This window comes from Komarekiella delphini-convector SJRDD-AB1, assembly GCF_014831675.1.
In the GTDB taxonomy this organism is placed as follows: domain Bacteria; phylum Cyanobacteriota; class Cyanobacteriia; order Cyanobacteriales; family Nostocaceae; genus Komarekiella.
The window spans coordinates 12,631-31,104 of the sequence record NZ_VJXY01000025.1; the positions used below are offsets into that span (position 1 = coordinate 12,631).

General features: G+C 40.5%; 17 protein-coding genes. 12 read left to right on the forward strand and 5 right to left on the reverse strand.

The annotated features are described in order from the left end of the window. The first annotated feature begins 17 nt into the window (after positions 1 to 17). The 7 genes from FNW02_RS21245 (at position 18) to FNW02_RS21275 (ending at position 9,097) form a co-directional block, all read left to right on the forward strand. Positions 18 to 662: a sugar transferase gene (locus FNW02_RS21245; RefSeq protein WP_191759490.1), complete on the forward strand. Its 645-nt coding sequence runs from the start codon at positions 18 to 20 to the stop codon at positions 660 to 662. Between the two features lie 20 nt (positions 663 to 682). After that, on the forward strand, positions 683 to 1,627 hold the full coding sequence (locus FNW02_RS21250) for a phytanoyl-CoA dioxygenase family protein (RefSeq protein ID WP_348535426.1): 945 nt from the start codon (positions 683 to 685) through the stop codon (positions 1,625 to 1,627). 73 nt (positions 1,628 to 1,700) lie between these two features. Then, entirely contained in the window at positions 1,701 to 2,774 is a 1,074-nt protein-coding gene (locus FNW02_RS21255) for a FemAB family protein (protein WP_191759491.1), read from the forward strand. Between the two features lie 104 nt (positions 2,775 to 2,878). After that, positions 2,879 to 4,033, forward strand: a complete 1,155-nt coding sequence (locus tag FNW02_RS21260; protein ID WP_191759492.1) for an ATP-grasp domain-containing protein — start codon at positions 2,879 to 2,881, stop codon at positions 4,031 to 4,033. A 76-nt stretch (positions 4,034 to 4,109) separates the two neighbouring features. After that, entirely contained in the window at positions 4,110 to 5,642 is a 1,533-nt protein-coding gene (locus FNW02_RS21265) for a Rieske 2Fe-2S domain-containing protein (protein WP_191759493.1), read from the forward strand. 69 nt (positions 5,643 to 5,711) lie between these two features. Continuing rightward, complete coding sequence (locus tag FNW02_RS21270) at positions 5,712 to 6,845, forward strand: DegT/DnrJ/EryC1/StrS family aminotransferase (protein ID WP_191759494.1); 1,134 nt, start codon at positions 5,712 to 5,714, stop codon at positions 6,843 to 6,845. 44 nt (positions 6,846 to 6,889) lie between these two features. Beyond that, the gene (locus tag FNW02_RS21275) at positions 6,890 to 9,097 is read left to right on the forward strand and encodes a GumC family protein (protein WP_191759495.1); all 2,208 of its coding nucleotides are present in this window, start codon (positions 6,890 to 6,892) and stop codon (positions 9,095 to 9,097) included. A gap of 3 nt (positions 9,098 to 9,100) precedes the next feature. On the opposite strand, the gene mutL is transcribed toward FNW02_RS21275, so the two are convergent. Beyond that, entirely contained in the window at positions 9,101 to 10,819 is a 1,719-nt protein-coding gene (gene mutL, locus FNW02_RS21280; RefSeq protein ID WP_191759496.1) for a DNA mismatch repair endonuclease MutL, read from the reverse strand. A gap of 329 nt (positions 10,820 to 11,148) precedes the next feature. On the opposite strand from mutL, the gene FNW02_RS21285 reads away from it, so the two are divergent. Beyond that, complete coding sequence (locus FNW02_RS21285; protein WP_191759497.1) at positions 11,149 to 11,484, forward strand: rhodanese-like domain-containing protein; 336 nt, start codon at positions 11,149 to 11,151, stop codon at positions 11,482 to 11,484. A gap of 292 nt (positions 11,485 to 11,776) precedes the next feature. Here the strand turns inward: FNW02_RS21285 and FNW02_RS21290 are convergent, their stop codons facing one another. Then, the gene (locus tag FNW02_RS21290; protein WP_191759498.1) at positions 11,777 to 12,826 is read right to left on the reverse strand and encodes an adenosine deaminase; all 1,050 of its coding nucleotides are present in this window, start codon (positions 12,824 to 12,826) and stop codon (positions 11,777 to 11,779) included. A gap of 175 nt (positions 12,827 to 13,001) precedes the next feature. Here FNW02_RS21290 and FNW02_RS21295 point away from each other — a divergent pair, with 175 nt between their 5' ends. After that, entirely contained in the window at positions 13,002 to 13,280 is a 279-nt protein-coding gene (locus tag FNW02_RS21295; protein ID WP_191759499.1) for a type II toxin-antitoxin system TacA family antitoxin, read from the forward strand. 4 nt (positions 13,281 to 13,284) lie between these two features. Next, on the forward strand, positions 13,285 to 13,791 hold the full coding sequence (locus FNW02_RS21300) for a GNAT family N-acetyltransferase (protein WP_191759500.1): 507 nt from the start codon (positions 13,285 to 13,287) through the stop codon (positions 13,789 to 13,791). 60 nt (positions 13,792 to 13,851) lie between these two features. Here the strand turns inward: FNW02_RS21300 and FNW02_RS21305 are convergent, their stop codons facing one another. Beyond that, positions 13,852 to 14,532 carry a TetR/AcrR family transcriptional regulator gene (locus FNW02_RS21305; protein ID WP_225225808.1) on the reverse strand — a complete coding sequence of 227 codons (681 nt, stop codon included), beginning with the start codon at positions 14,530 to 14,532 and terminating at the stop codon, positions 13,852 to 13,854. Between the two features lie 244 nt (positions 14,533 to 14,776). Between FNW02_RS21305 and FNW02_RS21310 the strand changes: the two genes are divergently transcribed. Then, complete coding sequence (locus FNW02_RS21310; RefSeq protein ID WP_191759501.1) at positions 14,777 to 15,730, forward strand: Rieske 2Fe-2S domain-containing protein; 954 nt, start codon at positions 14,777 to 14,779, stop codon at positions 15,728 to 15,730. Between the two features lie 37 nt (positions 15,731 to 15,767). Further along, positions 15,768 to 16,343, forward strand: a complete 576-nt coding sequence (locus tag FNW02_RS21315; RefSeq protein WP_191759502.1) for a Uma2 family endonuclease — start codon at positions 15,768 to 15,770, stop codon at positions 16,341 to 16,343. 66 nt (positions 16,344 to 16,409) lie between these two features. Here FNW02_RS21315 and FNW02_RS21320 read toward each other — a convergent pair whose 3' ends face one another. Continuing rightward, positions 16,410 to 17,642, reverse strand: a complete 1,233-nt coding sequence (locus tag FNW02_RS21320) for a DUF445 family protein (protein ID WP_191759503.1) — start codon at positions 17,640 to 17,642, stop codon at positions 16,410 to 16,412. A 116-nt stretch (positions 17,643 to 17,758) separates the two neighbouring features. Beyond that, on the reverse strand, positions 17,759 to 18,451 hold the full coding sequence (gene ubiE / locus FNW02_RS21325; protein ID WP_191759504.1) for a bifunctional demethylmenaquinone methyltransferase/2-methoxy-6-polyprenyl-1,4-benzoquinol methylase UbiE: 693 nt from the start codon (positions 18,449 to 18,451) through the stop codon (positions 17,759 to 17,761). Between the last annotated feature and the right edge of the window lie 23 nt (positions 18,452 to 18,474).

The following is an 18,474-nucleotide window of genomic DNA, read 5'->3' on the forward strand; positions in this document are numbered from 1 at the left end:
GAGAAAAGAGTGGATCTATGAGAGCTAGATATTTTCGGGGCAATGGCCTAACAAAGAATAGCAGATTGATCAAGGCTGTATTAGATAGAGTTTTAGCAGCGATCGCCTTGATTGTTCTTTCTCCTTTACTGCTGAGTGTGGCGATCGCTATTTATTTCCGTATGGGGCAGCCAATTCTATTCACTCAAGCCCGTCCTGGTCAGAATGCTCGTATTTTCAACTTCTATAAGTTCCGTACTATGACAAATGAACGCAATGCCGAAGGACATCTTCTTTCTGATGAACAACGCCTCACAGCCTTCGGTCAATTCCTGCGTCAAACAAGTCTTGATGAACTCCCACAACTTTGGAACGTTGTTAAAGGAGACATGAGCTTTGTAGGGCCACGTCCTTTATTAGTCAGATATCTTGACCGTTATACCCCTGAACAAGCACGTCGCCATAAAGTGAAACCAGGCATCACAGGTTTAGCTCAGGTCAAGGGTCGCAATGGCATTAGTTGGGAAAAAAAATTCCAACTAGATATCTTGTATATCGATAATTGGAGCTTATGGTTGGACTTGAAAATTTTGTTTTTAACGATTTTTAAAGTCTTGCAACAAGAAGGAATTGACCAAGAAGGCAATATTTCTTCAGAAGAATTTATCGGACAACTTAAGTAACATTAGAAATCTCAAAATATATGATTCATGCTCAAATCATGTCTACACAATTCCCACAAACTGAGATGACAAAAATTCTCACCCGGCGTTTAACAGAAGAACAGTTAGCGCTTTTACCAACCGAGGAAGATGTCGCTTTTTATGAAGAACATGGTTGGTATATTTCCAAAAAAGTCATTCCTGATGAGATTATTGACGAAGCAATTTTAGGTAGCAAAAGGTTCTATAGTGGAGAGCGAGATAACAATCTTCCTTATAGCACTGGTTACAGCGATTGGCAGCCTGGAGATGGTGATGCTGTACGTAATAATCAACATGTTTCTTATCGAAATAAAGAACTACGCAAGCTTGCCCTTCAGCCGATTATTGGAGCGATCGCTGCTACGTTAGCTAGAACTAAAGGAATTCGGCTGTTTGAAGATACGTTAGTCTATAAAGCACCTATAACCAATGAAAGTGGGGGAGTAGTTGGCTGGCATACCGATCATGCTTACTCTTCTAACTGCACCTCTAATAAAATGCTTTCTGCTTGGATTCCTTTACACGACTCTAGTGCTGATAGAGCACCATTAATTGTGATCGATGGCAGTCATAAGTGGTCAGGTAACGAACATATGCGCTGCTTTAATAACCAGAATCTCAAAGAGATAGAAAAGAAATTTGTTCAAGAGAAACGAGAGATTTTTCAAGTCCCCATGATCATGAAGAAAGGTCAGATCAGCTTTCATCATAGTTGGACTATTCACGGCAGCTATCCTAACTACAGTAATTCAGCCCGCTTGGCATTTGCTTTATATTTACAAGACTATGACAACCATTATCAACCCTTCTGGAATGATAAAAAGGAGCAGATTCATCACTTTCTTGACCGTATCTGTCGGAAACTACCTAACGGCAATCCTGATTACAATGATCCAGCAGTATTTCCTGTTGTGTGGTCAGACGGAAGATACTCAAAATTATGAATTAGGTTGATGGAATTATTCATATACTCCCTACTTAAGCACCTGAGCAAAGTTCTAAGAACTTGAGAAATCTATGGATATTCAAGTTATCAGTTTATCAGACCCTTTGTGGTCAGACTCTTTAAAAAAGTTACGGCATGATATTTATCACTTGCCTGAATACTTGTGTTTAGAAGCGAACCGACTTCGCACAATTGCTGAGGCTATTTTGATATCCGACGGAGAGAAGATGCTCTTTGTACCTTACTTGGTACGGAGTTGCGAGGATGTAGTACCTGATGGGACAGATGAACAGGAAATTTTTGACGTTCTATCACCCTACGCCTATGCAGGAATCTTGCTGAGTGAAGCAGCTATTAATACACCAGGGTTTCCAGATGCGGCTCTAGATAATATTAAACAGGAATTTCGCTCTAGGGGAATATGCTCTGCTTTCTTTCGTTTGCATCCGATTCTCAATGAAAATTTCACCACAGCTTTTAAAGCAGGAACTTTGACAATAAATGGGAAAACAGTCTCAGTTGATTTGAGGATTTCTAACTTATGGAGCAAAACAAGAAAAGGGCATCGCAGCACTATTAATAAGTGTAAGCGTATGGGAATGATTGCCAAGATGGTTCCATTCTCAGATTATTTAGATGAATTTGTTGCCATCTATGAGGAAACGATGGGACGTGTTAGTGCCACAACAGGATTCTACTCATTTAATTCTGAATACTTCACCCAGATGAATGATTTGTTAGGCGCGAGCCTTCATCTATGTATTGTTGAATATGAAAATCAGGTTGCTTGCGCTGGTTTGTATACAGAATGTTGTGGAATTGTCCAAAGCACGCTAGGTGGTACAAAAAATCAGTTTGTTCACCTATCACCAAGTAGCTTAGAGACAGACTATGCACGAACCTGGGCCCAGGAACGCGGGAATGAATTTTTGCACTTAGGCGGTGGATTGGGTGGCTCTATGGAAGATAAATTGTATATTTTCAAAGCAGGTTTTTCTGAACTTTCTCACCCATTTATGACATTGCGTCTGATAGCTGATGAAGAGAAATATCATCACTTGGTAAAGTTAAGAGCGAAATTTTTGGGAGTAACAGCGTCAGCATTGCTAGAGTCAGGCTTTTTTCCTGCTTATCGTTCATGCTGAATACTCATAACATCATAAATTCTGCTCTCTACTTCTCATATTGATTGCGTTTATTCTGAGTCAAACAATCAAGATTTACAAGTTTTTCAGGAGGATTATAGTAAATGAAAACCAAACAAATCTCAGTTTTAATTCCCGATCAATCTAACAATCCTCTGGCTTACTACGTTGTCAGATGTTTGAAGGAAGGTAAGCAAGAATTTAATATCAACATGATTGTTGCTTCAGACCAAGTATCTAATAATGATTCTTGGAGTGTGTTTTACAATAAAACCAACTTTATTGATAATTTGCTTTTCTCAAAGTATGAAATGAACTCACCGGGGTATTTAAATGAGGTGATTCAAATCATAGAAAACGCAGAAATAGAGATTGTGATTCCGGCTTCGGAAGCAGGTTTTAAGTTCGTTTCTAAACATAGGGATAAGTTATCAAAGTTTTGTAAGGTAGCAGCATTACCCAGCTATGATGCTTTAGATACAGCTTTTGATAAATGGAAGTTCAGCCTAGCGCTGAAGCAGAATAATATCCCAATACCTGAAACAGTTTTGCTCAATTCAATTGAAGACGCTAGCGCTTTTAAGTATCCTGTAATAATCAAGCCAACTAATGGTAGTGGTGGTAAAAATATACAGAAGTTTGATGCTTTCTCGGAAGAGGGTTTTCAGAGTGTTATTGACAATAAAAGCGAAGTCTATATTGTTCAAGAATATATAGATGGCTACGATATAGATTGTAATGTTCTGTGTCTTGAGGGGCAGGTAATTGCTTACACAATACAACAACCTTTAGGAGTAGAGGGAGGATTCTCTCCCAAGATTGATAAATTAAAGTTTGTCCATAACTCTTCTGTGATTGATATAGTCAGCAGAACTATGAAAGCACTCAAATGGAGTGGTGTCGCCCATCTAGACTTGAGATTTGATTCTAAGAATGGAAATTTTAAGGTGATTGAAATCAATCCCAGGTTTTGGCAATCTCTGATGGGTTCTCTTTCAGTTGGTGTAAATTTTCCCTATCTTCTATATTTGTTAACAAACGAAATTAGTTTTGATACTGTGTCCTATCAGGAAAAGTATTATGCTAAATTACCACGGTTTGTCAAAGATGCCTTTAATGGTACTTTAGAATACGATTTATCTGATACAAATATTAAATATTTGTTATCGGATTTTAATAGTGTATTCCAATTCAGTATTCATGATTTTTTTAGGAATAAGTTATATAACAAGAAGAAAAAGTTTGCTAAAAGTATTTAAAGAAACTAATGTAAAAGCATGGTTAAAAAATGCCTAATTTCTGCAAATTTAACCTATTGATTACTGGGTAAAAACTATGAAAGTTACCTCTCTGGGTCACGCAGGTTTAAAGGTAGAAACCAATAATGCTACAGTTCTTATCGATCCTTGGCTATCTCCAGAAGGGACGTTTCTTGGGTCATGGTTTCAGTATCCAAGTAACCAACACTTAATAACACCCTCATTACTTCAACCAACTGCGATCGCTCTTTCCCATGAACATTTAGACCATGTTGATCCTTGGTTTCTGGCCCAACTACCACCAGATACACCAGTAATTATTCCGTGCTACCCTTCGCCTATATTAAAGAAAAAAATTGCTAGCACAGGTTTAAAGAACATTATTGAAATACCACAGTGGCAACCAGTACAACTGGCGGAGGGTATAAGTGTATTTTTCGTAACCGAAGATTCACCCATGAACCACGATGCAGCTGTGGTAATTGTGGGCGATGGGAAGACATTGCTGAACCTCAACGATGCTCGCTTGTCGTTAGCACAACTTTGCAGCATTCGTACAAAAGTTGGTGGAGTCATTGATGTTCTAACACTACAAGGCGCAGGGGCTTCTTGGTATCCCGTATGCTATGAGTATTCCCAAGAGCGCAAACAAGAACTTTCCGATCGCAAGCGTATGGCTAAATTCAGCTATCTAGAGCGAGCGATCGCATCTGTAAAGCCAGTAACCGCCATCCCTTTTGCCGGGCCACCTTGTTTTCTCGATCCAGAACTGGCTTGGGCAAATTCCGAAATAGAAAATGGAATTTTTCCAGACCAACAGCAGGTAGTAAACTGGTTGCATCACCAGGGCGTGAATAACACCATGATTTTGCTGCCAGGTGATGTATTTGATGTGATGCAACAATCTAAACAGCCTGATCCCTTCTGGGCTGACTTTTCGTTTAGCGATCGCGACTCTTACATAAAAAACTACAGCCAGCAAAAAGCCACTCATATCGCTGCCTTTAAAGCTCGCTATCCAGAACCTACAGAATCTCTTTGGAAACCATTCCGCGAGTATTTCCAAGGTCTTTTGGCAATGAATTCTTACTTCAACCACAAAATCGACATGAGGGTTGGATTCGATATTACAGGAGCAGGCGGTGGCAAATGGGCGGTAGATTTTCGACCTGGTTATGAAGGCGTATATAACGAGATCGGAGAGTGCAGCTACGGTTATCGTTTTGCATCAAGATGGCTACCAGCTTTATTGCATGGATTGCCTTGGGAAGACTTCTTTCTCTCGCTGCGATTTGTGGCTTGGCGCGATCCAGATATTTATAACGACCATCTTCTGGGACTACTGAAATTTGCTTGTCCTCAATCTTTACAAGCTGTAGAAGATTATGAAAATTCAATGGATTCCCAAGAGCAAATTACGATTCACTCTGAAGGACAAACTTATAAAATACAGCGCTACTGTCCTCATGCTGGTGTTGATTTGCAAGAAGTGGGCGAGATTTTACCGGGAGGAATCCTGCGGTGTCTTAGTCATCACTATGAGTTCGACCTTGAGACTGGAAAATGCCTGAACGGAAAATGTAAGTTACTAGATAGCACACGAATTTAGATTATGCAGTGAACTATTTGGGCTGGTAAAACCCTCAGCCATCATTTGGGAATATTGCCCTTACACACAATGATTAAACCTATTCTGCTTTCCACACCTCACATGGGCGATCGCGAATTAAAATTCGTTCAAGAAGCTTTTGAGACAAACTGGATCGCTCCTGTTGGGCCCCATGTCGATGCTTTTGAGCAGGAATTTTGTCAAGTAGTAGGGGCCGGTTATGCTGCTGCTGTCAGTTCTGGGACAGCTGCTTTACATTTGGCTTTGCGATTAGTGGGGGTTGAGTCTGGGGATGAAGTTTTTTGTTCTACCCTTACCTTTATTGCTACTGCCAACCCGATAATTTATCAAGGGGCCAAACCAGTATTTATTGATAGCGATCGCACTTCTTGGAACATGAATCCTGAATTGTTACAGGAAGCGCTAGAATACTGCGATCGGATTGGTAAATTACCCAAAGCAGTTGTACTTGTACATCTATATGGTCAAAGTGCAGATATCGAGCCAATTCTCAAAGCTTGTAATCAATATGACATTCCCTTAATTGAAGACGCTGCTGAAGCTTTAGGTGCTACATACAAAGGACATTCACCTGGAACTTTCGGGCGTATTGGTATTTACTCCTTTAATGGCAATAAAATTATCACTACCTCTGGCGGTGGGATGTTGGTTTCCGAAGATACACAATTGGTAACAAAAGCCCGTTTTTTAGCAACCCAAGCACGCGATCCATCTCCCCATTATCAACACTCAGAAGTTGGTTACAACTATCGCCTTAGTAACGTCTTGGCTGGTATTGGTCGCGGTCAATTGCATGTTTTGCATGAGCGAGTAGCAGCCAGACGTCGCAACTTTGAAATTTATGCCTCTGCTTTGGAAAATCTGCCAGGTATAGAATTCATGCCAGAAGCTAATTATGGACGCGCTACTCGCTGGCTAACCTGTTTGACAATAGATCCCAAAGCTTTTGGCGCAGATCGAGAACAAGTACGCATCGCACTTAGCAAACAGCAAATTGAATCTCGTCCTGTGTGGAAACCTTTACACCTCCAGCCTGTATTTGCTGAGTGCGAATGTTTTGGTGGTGTAGTAGCCGAAGATTTATTTGCACACGGTCTTTGCTTGCCTTCTGGTTCAAATCTCACACATAAAGATTTAGAGAGAGTTGTTGATGGAATTACAGCAATTCACTATAACAATTAAAAATATCAACCCCATCTTTAGTAAACATCAATCAAAAATTTATTATGGAAACTCCAGAAAACTCTTTAAATCTTGAAAAAACTATCCAAGTTATCAAGCGTCGTTTCACACCTGCATTAACCGTCTTTTTATCCGTTTTATTTCTGACAATTATAGCTTCATATTTTCTCAAGAAGCCTTCATATACAGCAGAAGGAAAAATCAGGTTTCAAAGAACAAATGTTACTTCGGCATTAACAGGATTAGGGGCAGAAATTGGAAAACTACAACCAGTAACAGAAGATAATCAAACTAATCCCCTTAATACAGAAGCAGAAGTCATACGTTCTCTTCCAATTGTGCAAAAAACTATAAAAAAGCTTGACATTAAAGACAGTAAAGGATTGCCTTTAAAGTCTAAAGATTTTCTCGAAAGTTTATCAGTAAATGCTATCAATAAAACAGATGTTTTGAAAGTATCTTATCAAGATTTAGAACCAGACAAAGCTGCAAGTATTGTTAATGTTCTGATGGAACTTTATTTAGAGCAAAACGTATCTTCACTCAGAGCCGAAACAGCATCGGCACGCAAATTTATCGAAAAACAGCTGCCAAATGCAGAATTAGTTGTTAGACGAGCAGAAGCAGAACTAGCAAGATTTAAAGAAAAGTACCAAGTTGTTTCTTTACAAGAAGAAGTCACTAAGGCAGTGGAAGTCATTGGAGAATTACAAAAACAACTGAGTGAAACTCAATCTCGACTTGCTGATGTTAATGCACAGTCTCAAGAAGTTCGCAAGTTATTGGGTATGAACTCCCAGCAAGCAGTGATAATGTCTTCCCTCAGTCAGGTTTCAGGGGTGCAAGATATTCTTAAAGAAACCCAACAGATAGAATCGCAATTGGCAGCTAGACGAACTGTTTTGCAGGACGGCCATCCGCAAATCTTAGATTTACAGGACAAATTACAGTCTTTAAATATGCTGTTGCAACAACGGATAGCAATGGTTGCAGGAACGAATAAACCACAACTAAACAAAAACTTTCAACTAGGGCAATTGCAACAGCAACTCTCTGCAAGGCTTGTGGAATTAGAGTCAAATCGTTTGGGTTTGGAAAACCAGGCTGCTACCTTATCTAGGTTACAACTTTCTTATAAGCAACGCTTGAACAATCTGCCGAGATTGGAACAACAACAGCGCCAGTTAGAACGTAAAGTTCAAGGTGCTCAATCTACCTATTCACTTCTGCTACAAAAGCTTCAAGAAAGCCGAATAGCTGAAAATCAAAGCATCGGTAATGCAAGAATTATATCCGAAGCTGAAGTTCCAGAAGAACCAAGTTCTTCTCGAATAATTACTTATTTGAGTGCAGGTTTCTTGGCTAGTCTGGCATCTCTGGCGACTATATATCTTTTGGAAGCAAAGGATAAATCTATCAAGACTGTTGATGAGGCAAAAGAATTGCTAGGACTGACTTTGTTAGGGGTAATTCCTGCCGCTAGCAAATCGAAAAAATTTATTCGTGGTCATGAAGAACCGGAGTCGTATAGCCAGATTGTTGTTAGAGATACTCCTCGTTCTCCCATGAGTGAAGCTTACCGAATGCTCAGAGCAAATCTGAAGTTTATGAGTGCCGATAAAGAGCTAAAAGTTATCGTTGTCACTAGTTCTGTACCTAAAGAAGGTAAGTCAACAGTAGCCGCTAATTTGGCTGTAGCAATGGCTCAGACGGAGCGTAAAGTATTACTAATAGATGGAGATTTGCACCGTCCAGTTCAACATAAAATTTGGGAACTGACGAATAATGAAGGTCTAAGCAATTTGCTCGTTGGGCAAGCTGAAATCAAAACAGCTATCAGAAAAGTTATGGGTAACTTAGATGTTTTGAGTTCTGGAGTAATGCCTCCTAGTCCAGGCTCTCTGTTAGACTCGAAACGTATGGCGGCGTTAATGGAAACTTTTGCTGCCAACTACGATTTTGTTATTATTGATGCTCCCTCATTAAACGTTGCTGCTGATGCTGCTACTCTGGGTCAAATGGCTGACGGTGTTTTGTTCGTAGTTCGTCCAGGGGTAGTTAATTCGGTTGATGCAGCTTTTGCTAAAGAACTTTTGGAAAAATCTGGCCAGAATGTGCTGGGACAGGTAGTGAATGGTGTGATTACTAAAAATGAACCCTACAGCTACTACTACTTTAACGAGGATGCCGATTTAAAAGTACCCCAAGAATCCTCAAGAACTTCTAGCGTTAATAAAAAGCTTTCGATTTGAAAATCAAATCCCGTGGCTTTTACCAATCACCCAATTACGTCGAAAAAACCGCGCTAAAGCTGACTCTTCCAATGATAAATAAATAGGGCGTCCGTGGGGACAAGTGCGGGGGTTGCGAGTGCGTTGCCAATCATTTAAAAGTGTCTGCATTTGTTGCAGGTTCATGGGTGTACCATTACGAATGGCACTACGACAAGCTACAGCTACTTGGGCTGTTTGTAAGTCGCCTCCCCAACTAAGTTCTAAAATTGCTTCTGCACAATCTTCTCGCTGCTGTAAAAGTGTAGGTAAGGTACGGACTGCCCAAAGTTGTTCGCCAAAGGGTTCTATATCCAAACCGATGCGTTGTAGTTGCGACACTTGCGCTGACGACAATTGATAAAGAATAATTGGCGGTTCAATAGGTACAAGTTGCCAGTTATCATACAATTGCTCATACAAAACTCGCTCATGGGCTATGTGTTGTTCTACTAACCACATACCACCAGGATGCTCAGCCACAATGTAGGTGTTGCTAACTTGAGCAATAGCTTTGAGTGAGTGCTGAGTGTCGTTGCCTTCATTAGGATTTTGAGGATTAAAGTTGTAACCGCCTTTTGCTTCTGCGGCTTTGAGTAATTTACCAACTCGTGTTATGTGGACAGCTTCTTTAAGATTTGCAGAACTGATGCGGAGTGCTTGGTTAATTGCTTGGATTATTTGCTCTTGCCAATAACTCAGTTCATTGAGGTAAATTTCGGTTTTTGCTGGATTGCGATTCCAGTTGATTTGGTCGGGAGAAATGGCAAGATGCAGAACACAAATTGGATAGCGATCGCGTGGTAATGTTCTATGAAAGGCCGATAAAATCGTTTGCTCTAGTTCCGGCGATTTTACCATCCGTCCGTTGATAGCTACTCGTACCCAATCTGGACGATGGCGATGACAGCGGTCTGGTAATCCTACAACTAATGAGAGTGCTGAGTTAGGAGTACAAACGCGATTAATCGCGTCTGTACAGGAGTGCTGAGTGCTGAGTTCTGAGTTTGCAGGGTTGGGGACTTCGAGTTTCACCTCGTGCAAATCACCCTGTCGGACTTGGGGTAAAATCTGCGGTAGTAATTTTCCTGTTGTGGTCGCGGGACAAATAGTGAACCATTGACGGTCATTTTGGCAAACTTGCCAAGTAACGTGAGGATGACACAGAGCAATTTGGTGAATTGTCCCTTGCACAGCTTTCATTTGCTGTGCTGCTGATGGCAATCCCTGACGACGAGATGAGCTACCGAAGAGATTAGAAACTACAACAACTGTACCAGGAGCGATCGCAGTTGCTTCTACTTGGACAACTTTACCGCTATTACCATAGATAACCCGCCAGCCTAAGTTTCCACCTGCGGGACGACTCAAAATCTCTAAATCTGCTAGCGTTGTCAAACTATGCAACGCCTCACCCCGAAACCCCAAGCTGTTAATTTTCCACAAATCTGCACTAGAGCGAATTTTGCTGGTGCTGTGGGCTGTGGCTGCTTGTTGCAAATCATCTAGGTTCATCCCACAACCATTGTCTGCGACGTGGATGCGCCACTGCTGCGGCCATAAAGAAACCACAATTCGCGTTGCACCTGCATCAAGGGAATTTTCTACCAATTCCCTCGCCACAGAAGCGAAAGAGTCGATTACCTCTCCAGCTGTAATGAGATATACGACTTCTGTTGGTAAAGCCTGAATAGTAGATGCCATAAATAATAGTTTATAGCTTCTGGGAACAAGGGGAGTGGGGGGATTTTTTAATTCTTTATCCTCCTGTCCTCCCAATACCTTTCGATTAAGGGAGAAAGGCAAAAGGGAAAGGCTGAAATTTACCCCTTACCCTTTAACTTTTTCCCTGACCACAAAGGAGATAAGAAGTGCTGATGAAGGAAAGTATTGCCTATCCTCCTTTTCAACTACTGAATAGGATAAGAAATTTTATTTATGCCTCAATCGAAATTTTTATTAATTGTAAAGAAAGCTCGATAAAAAGGGGATGTTTGATAAATTGCTTGTGAGGTTATAAGCGGGAAAAGCTTATGAGTAATAATTTAGTTGCTGATGTTCATGATCTCAAGACCCGTTTGGAATGGGGTCAACCAGGTTTTACAATTGTTGATGTGCGCGATCGCCACACCTACAATCATGGTCATATCACTGGGGCAATTCCTATCCCATTAGATAACTTGGCATCTAGAGCCAAATCTTCTCTGCACACAAAACGCCATATCTATATTTATGGCGAAAATGATGAGCAATCAGCCCAAGCTGCCCAAGTATTGCGAGCATCTGGATTTGTTGAAGTAGCTGAAATTCAAGGTGGTCTTTCTGCCTGGAAGACTGCTGGTGGTGCTACAGAAGGTGTTGGCGCATAATTAAATCAGTAAACAGTGAACAGTAAACAGTAAACAGTTGGGGGATTTAAACCTGGCAGATAGCGCTTGACACTAATCGGCTTTGGGTTATTAGTGTTCAGTTGGAAGTGAGCACCCCCTTAACAGTGAACAGTAAACAGTAAACAGTTGGGGGATTTAAACCTGGCAGATAGCGCTTGACACTAATCGGCTTTGGGTTATTAGTGTTCAGTTACAAGTGAGCACCAATATAGTAGTTCCCCTTTAACCCAATTATCTTGACTGTTTACCGTTTACTGTTAACTGTTGACTGTTAATTAATATCCCCCATCACTAATACTTTAGGAGATTCAGGTTTTAGCAACCCACTCAACATAGATGCGGGACGTTGACTGTAGGGCCAAGCAAAAGCATGACGGAAAGCTGCATCTTGACAAGCTTGCAGCTGTTCAAAGTTAATAATGTCGTAAGTTAAAAGATTTTCATACTCAAATGGTAGACGCACATTGTGCAAACCGGCGTTATCCGTACAAATAGCGATGTCTACCCCAGCATCAAAACATCGGTCAAAAACTAATTTGAGTTGACGTATATCCTGTAAAGTACCAGTTTTGATGTAAGTTGTAGGACAAACTTCTAAACATTGTCCACGTCTAGCTACATCCTTGAGTAACTCTGGATATAGTAGGGGAATTTGGATACCGTGACCAATCCGCATCAGATAGGGTAATAGTTGTGGGTAACAACCAGCGGTGGTTTCATAGAGGTGTCCGGTGGTGTTAACGCCCTGCGATCGCGCATAATCATATAGACTAATCCATTCTTCTAAGCGATCGGCATAATAGCTATCACCACCTGCTACATCTACCGCACAAACATAATGTTTGTTTTGCACTGCCAAATCAACAATCGCCTTATTCACCTCATAAGGTAGGCGCGAGTGCATACACAGGATTTGGCTACTGACAATTGGATATTCTGGCGGATGACTAGCTTTTCCTACTACTTCCACAATTTCTGCCATCTTGTCAATTCTTTGCGATTGACTCAGATGCTCAGGTGTCCGTAAATATGGCGTGTAGCGCAGTTCCAGATAAGCCAAATTTTCAAAAATATAAGCACCCCGCACCAAGCGATAGATAAAGTAAGGCAAAGTTTCTACAGTTTGCACACTTTCTACCAAGGTGTGCAATTCCAAATACTCATCTAGGGTATTGCGTGGCCGGGTGTAAAAATCTTCAAATTCTGAATAGTCAGCAAAGCGGGAAATCAATTCAGAAGAATGTCGCTCAAAATATCGCCATAAAACACGGGGTACAACCGAGCCGCCCAGGTGTCTATGTAATTCAGCATATAAAGCCATAGTGTTATTTTTAAGTAAAAATATCAATAATTGTAACAAAAGTACAAAGGAAAAAAATTTATGTCTAAAGAAAGATTGTGTAAAAATACGGCTTATTACACCTGTTGACCTACTTATTGTCAGGACAATGTGTGTATGTTAACTTTGGTTTAGAGAGAATAGCCTAATTAAAAGTATGAGTCACCTAACCGAATCTAGGACTGAACGAATTGATATCCGTACTAGCTCTAGCGTTAAAAAGCTTTTACAGCAAGCAGCAGCAGCAAGTCATAAAAATGTTAGTGAATTTCTGCTTGAACATGGCTTGCAAGCTGCACAAGACACTTTAACAAATCGAAAACTTTTTGCGCTAAACGATGAGCAATGGCAAGCTTTTCAAGACGCTCTTGATGCTCCATGTGTTGAAAAACCAAGTTTACGTCGTTTGTTAACTGAGCCTAGCGTATTTGAGTAGTCTTGTGGCATCTAACAATTTATGTATCACTAAATTATCAAAATCACACGATCTAAAAAACTTTGATTGTGGGAATTCTGATTTAAACAATCATTTAAACAAATATGCTTTAAAAAATCAGCAATCTGATAGTTCAACAACCTATGTCGCTTGCTTAGGAAGTGATGTAATTGGTTATTACACTATCACCGTAGCGTCTGTTATTCATGAGAATGCACCGCCTCGTATATCTAAAGGTTTACCAAAATATCCTATCCCTGTAGCTTTATTAGCTCGGTTAGCGGTAAGCAAAGAATTTCAAAACAAAGGTATAGGGAGAGGCTTACTAAAAAACTGCTTAATTCGCATAAACCAAGCAGCTGATCTGATTGCTATTTGTGCATTATTAGTTCACGCGAAAGATGAAAAAGCGCGTGGCTGGTATCAACAATTTGATTTTGAACCTAGCCCAACAGATCCATTACATTTATTTCTGATGCTAAAAGATATTCGCGCTATGCTAGAAAGTTAAAAAGATTAACATTTTGTCTATATACCGATAGGAACATTGTACAAAAAATTATAGTTATCCTCACTCCTCACTTTTAACTTTGATTGCTTGCACGCCAGCCAAAATAAAATTAACCGCTTCGTGGGTATGCTGCTCAATCATTTCTGGACTCAGCAGTTGCAAATCGGGTCTAGTATGCTTGATGTTTTCGTAAGCATTGAAGTATAAATTACAAACCCCAACAATATGCAAAGTGGTAAGAAATGGATCGATTTGACGGAAACAACCCTCTGTCATCCCCCGTTCTAAAATCCTGATGAGATACCCGAAATTTTCTTGCCAATTACCTTGTTTGAAATACTTTCCCTGATTTTGGTTTGCTTCTTGGAACCAAAGCATCCCTCGGTGCGGGTGAGCAGCTTCGTAAGCGATCGCCTCTTTGACTAGCACCTTTAAAGCTTCCTCTGGTGGTAACTGATCCAGATTTAGCTGCTGGAACCCTTCATGCATTTCCACCGCAGGGCGCTGCAAAACAGCTTTATATAGTCCTTCTTTGCTCTCGAAGTAGTAATAAATCATCGCTGTGGTTACACCGGCACTTTTGGCGATCGCTTCTGTCCGCGCCCCACTTAGTCCATATCTGGCGAACTCTGCTTCTGCTGCATCGAGAATCTGCTTTTTCGTAGCCTCTGCATCGCGCACCTGACGCGGTTTTTTAGATGAGAGCTTTGACTGTGTTGAACGACCCACTTTTTTCATCATACTAACGAAAACAATCTTAACTAAAAAATTGGTTAGTAGTTGACATACAAAATCAGATTGATTAAATTAATAACTAACTAAAAAATTAGTTAAATAGTTTTTACATAAATCAATAATGCAATGTCCAAAGTCAGCCGAGCCGGAGCTAGGTAGCTTTGCTTATTTAATCTATGTGAAATGTGAAACCTATCCTCAACTTTGAGATATCTCATAAATCAAATAATTTAGATCACTTGGAGGAAAAATGGAACCAATTTTACCTGGCGCACCTTGGTTAATTGCTCACAAGTCGATGCTAGGAGTTAATAAACCTAATAAAATCACTTTAAATGAGCAAGATTATGTCATTTGGCAAAACCAAAAAGGCGAAGTGTTTGCCCTTGATAACATCTGTCCACACATGCAAGCACCTTTATCGAATGGCTGGGTTTGTCAAGAGAAAGATACAATTACTTGCCCTTTTCATGCATTGGAGTTTGACGGACAAGGCAGATTATACCAAGGTGATAAGAAAGATATCCAGCCAATTGCTAAGTCATTAGAGCTAGTTGTTAACAATGATTGCATCTGGACTTATGCTGGATTTGAACCAAAATTACCCATCCCAGATTTGCATCAAATAATTGTAGATGAATATGAATTCATCGGAGTAGCTGGAGAAAAAAGCATTCAAGGTGACTTCTTGAGTAACCTAATGGTTAACTATGATTATAATCACCAAAATGGAACTCATAAAGAACTATTTAAAATCACATCTTGTAATGTCAGTTCTTTTGAAGAAAAAGGATACTATGCCACAGTAAAACAAGATTTAATGAGAGCTAACAATACCCTAGGAGAAATTGTCAAAAATCCTATTTTAGGAATCTTCCCTAAAATACTCAGTAATACACTCGAATACGCTTTCCCTTCAACTACAGCCTTCTTTGCTAAAACACCTATTGGTGATATTGCTCAGATTCACATTCTCTACCCTGAAACAGAAAAACGAACTAAAACGTTTATTTTGATGTATGCCAAAAACATCAATCATTTAATGAAATTCCTGTTTAAAAACTCAGTTTTACAAGCAGCAGCCACAGTGATAGAGCAGGACACAGGTGCAGTTGAAAACTTGTATCCTCGGCAAAAATCAAAAATTAGACTACCAAATGAAGAGATTATGTTTTATGCCGAAAAACTCTACAGCGATTGGTAAGTGCTAGGCTACATTTAGCGATATTCACCAGGCAACAATGACTGCACTTATCCTCAACTTAAGTCCTGCAATTGAGTTAACAGATGAACAGTTCTTCCAACTGTGTCAGAATAATCGAGATTTGCGACTTGAGCGCACAGCAGAGGGAGAATTAATTATCATGCCACCAACTGGATGGGGAAGCGGAAATCGGAATTCAAAACTAACAGCCAGGTTAGAGTTTTGGGCTGATGCTGATGGTACAGGGCTGGCTTTTGACTCCTCGACGGGCTTCAAGCTCCCCAATGGTGCAAATCGATCTCCTGATGCATCCTGGGTTAGCCGGGAGCGATTAGAAGCTCTAAATCCAGACCCTACAAGATTCCTACCGATGGCTCCCGATTTTGCAGTAGAATTACGCTCTGCTTCAGACAGCTTAAAGACTGTGCAACAAAAAATGCATGAGTATATTGATAACGGTGTGCGTCTGGGCTGGCTAATTGATCCTCAAAACCAAAGGGTAGAAATTTATCGCCTAGGACAGGATGTTGAGGTTCTGGAATGCCCTACTAGCTTGTCAGGAGAGGATGTATTGCCTGGATTTGTGCTGGATTTAGCACAAATTTTGAATTAGGCGATCGCTCAACTTCACTTATTTAAGTATATGTGCAATTTGTGACCATAATTTGGATAAAAATTATCATTGACTGAACAATAGAAATGCTGCTTGAAACGACCCTATAACAAAACCCAAAACACCGCCTAAAGTTACAATAGCCTGCAATTCATTTTTCACAATTCCTTCAATTGCAGCTTCTAAATCAGCGGGTGAAGTTGATTTTACACGGTCAACAATCACTTGATCTATCGACAAAATTGGAATTGCCTGCGCCATAATTGCTTCTAAATCTTTTTCTAAATACTTATCTAGAATTATAGCCAATTCTTGACTCACAACTTCTAAAGAAGCACTGACAACAGGTGAAGTACTAAGCCGATTTAGCAGTAATACAGCAATATTTTCCCAATCAACAGAATCAGTTAATCCTTGCAGAAAATCGCTGCCACTAGTTTGTAAGTAATGACGGACACTTTCGCGTGTCGTCTTTCGTAATTGGCGTACTGTTCCAATTGGCAAGTTTTGTAAAGATAAACTTTGCAAAAACTTCTTGAGGCGATCGCGCATTTGCAACTCTTGAATCAACTCCTGCAAACGCTCATTAGTAGTCTCTTTCTCATCCAAGCAAAATGTCCGTAGCCTCGTGAGAGTATTGCGTAAACCAAACAGATTTGCCACAACCCAATACGTACCACTGGTTTTTTCCCGAAAGCCTTCATCAATTATTTGAATCGTGCGATCTGTTAAAAAATCAACTATTACCTGTCGCAACACATCTGGCGGCAAAACTACCTGCAATAGCCAATCAGCAAGCCGCGTGGATTGTTCTTCACTCAGTTGAAATTCCAGTAAGATCTGGTCAAAAATTTGATTGATCTGCGCTTCTAAGAAGTCTTCGCGTCGCGCCAAAACCTTGAGCAAACGTGGCAAGGATTCTCCTAACAAATCCCGCAAAATACCTGCCACAATTTTGGCACTCTTCTCGTTCTTATCCGTTTTGATCTGTTCAATTGCCAGTTGTAACAACCAGAGAATTGCTGCTTGTACGCGTTCTGTTTGTAACAGACGCCGTGCCAAATTTTGTAATTCCTCTGGCGTCAGCAGCGACCCCATGATTGTATTGGAAATGTTTAGAGCCAAACGTTCCTGGTTGCGGGGAATCAACCCAGGCGTAAACGGTACTCTTCGTCCACCAATATAAATCGCTCTGTAGGGACGAAATAACATTTTGATGGCTATATCGTTTGTGAAATAGCCGATAACTCCACCCAGTATGGGGGGAGACACATAAAGCCAAAGATGAGACCAATCCACAGGATTTTGGATTTCGGATTTTGGACTTTAGATTTTAGATGAAATGTCGATTTGTAGATTCAAGAGTCTTTGGTTATTTACCAGTAGACCCCAATCCCAAATCTAGAATCTAAAATCTAAAATTTGCTTACTACCAGCACTCCCATCATACCGTTCACAATGGGGTAGTGTGTGGCAACTGCAAAACCAACTTGACGAGCTAACTCTACTTGCTCTGTTCCAATGGGAAAGCGGTCTAAGCTGGGACTGATGTAAGCATATTCTTCTTTTAAACCTAAATGATTGGCAACTGGCACGACAAAACCGTCTAGATACCACTGCTGAAAAGTGCGTAGCTGAGGATTGCTCGGTCGGTGAAAATCTAAAATCGCAGCTTTAGCACCTGGTTTCAAGACACGATATAACTCTTTGAGACTGCGAGAAATATCTGTAACATTTCTTAAACCATAGCCCATTGTCGCAGCGTCAAATTGGTTATCGTCAAAGGGTAAATCTAAGACATCGGCTTCTATCCAAGTGATAGCAGGTTGAGGATACTGACTTTGGGAGCGTTCTTTGGCAGTTTCCAACAAGTTTGGGGAAAAGTCTACTCCGTAAACATGTCCCTTTGTTCCCACACGCCGCGCCAAACGTAAGGCTAAATCCCCACTACCGCAACACAAATCAAGGCAAGTATCTCCTGGTTGAGCTGCGCTCCATTTAACTGCCATTTCCTTCCATATTCGGTGTTGTCCTAGACTCAACCAATCGTTCAACTGGTCATAAACTGGAGCAATACGGTTAAAAATGGCACGAATTTCGTTAGTCATTAGTCATTAGTCATTAATCATTG

Excerpts from the sequence above, each read along its gene's own strand:
- FNW02_RS21245 (WP_191759490.1), top strand. The coding sequence starts at position 18 with ATGAGAGCTAGATATTTTCGGGGCAATGGCCTAACAAAGAATAGCAGA.
- FNW02_RS21250 (WP_348535426.1), top strand. The coding sequence starts at position 683 with ATGATTCATGCTCAAATCATGTCTACACAATTCCCACAAACTGAGATG.
- FNW02_RS21255 (WP_191759491.1), top strand. The coding sequence starts at position 1,701 with ATGGATATTCAAGTTATCAGTTTATCAGACCCTTTGTGGTCAGACTCT.
- FNW02_RS21260 (WP_191759492.1), top strand. The coding sequence starts at position 2,879 with ATGAAAACCAAACAAATCTCAGTTTTAATTCCCGATCAATCTAACAAT.
- FNW02_RS21265 (WP_191759493.1), top strand. The coding sequence starts at position 4,110 with ATGAAAGTTACCTCTCTGGGTCACGCAGGTTTAAAGGTAGAAACCAAT.
- FNW02_RS21270 (WP_191759494.1), top strand. The coding sequence starts at position 5,712 with ATGATTAAACCTATTCTGCTTTCCACACCTCACATGGGCGATCGCGAA.
- FNW02_RS21275 (WP_191759495.1), top strand. The coding sequence starts at position 6,890 with ATGGAAACTCCAGAAAACTCTTTAAATCTTGAAAAAACTATCCAAGTT.
- mutL (WP_191759496.1), bottom strand. The coding sequence starts at position 10,819 with ATGGCATCTACTATTCAGGCTTTACCAACAGAAGTCGTATATCTCATT.
- FNW02_RS21285 (WP_191759497.1), top strand. The coding sequence starts at position 11,149 with ATGAGTAATAATTTAGTTGCTGATGTTCATGATCTCAAGACCCGTTTG.
- FNW02_RS21290 (WP_191759498.1), bottom strand. The coding sequence starts at position 12,826 with ATGGCTTTATATGCTGAATTACATAGACACCTGGGCGGCTCGGTTGTA.
- FNW02_RS21295 (WP_191759499.1), top strand. The coding sequence starts at position 13,002 with ATGAGTCACCTAACCGAATCTAGGACTGAACGAATTGATATCCGTACT.
- FNW02_RS21305 (WP_225225808.1), bottom strand. The coding sequence starts at position 14,532 with ATGATGAAAAAAGTGGGTCGTTCAACACAGTCAAAGCTCTCATCTAAA.
- FNW02_RS21310 (WP_191759501.1), top strand. The coding sequence starts at position 14,777 with ATGGAACCAATTTTACCTGGCGCACCTTGGTTAATTGCTCACAAGTCG.
- FNW02_RS21315 (WP_191759502.1), top strand. The coding sequence starts at position 15,768 with ATGACTGCACTTATCCTCAACTTAAGTCCTGCAATTGAGTTAACAGAT.
- ubiE (WP_191759504.1), bottom strand. The coding sequence starts at position 18,451 with ATGACTAACGAAATTCGTGCCATTTTTAACCGTATTGCTCCAGTTTAT.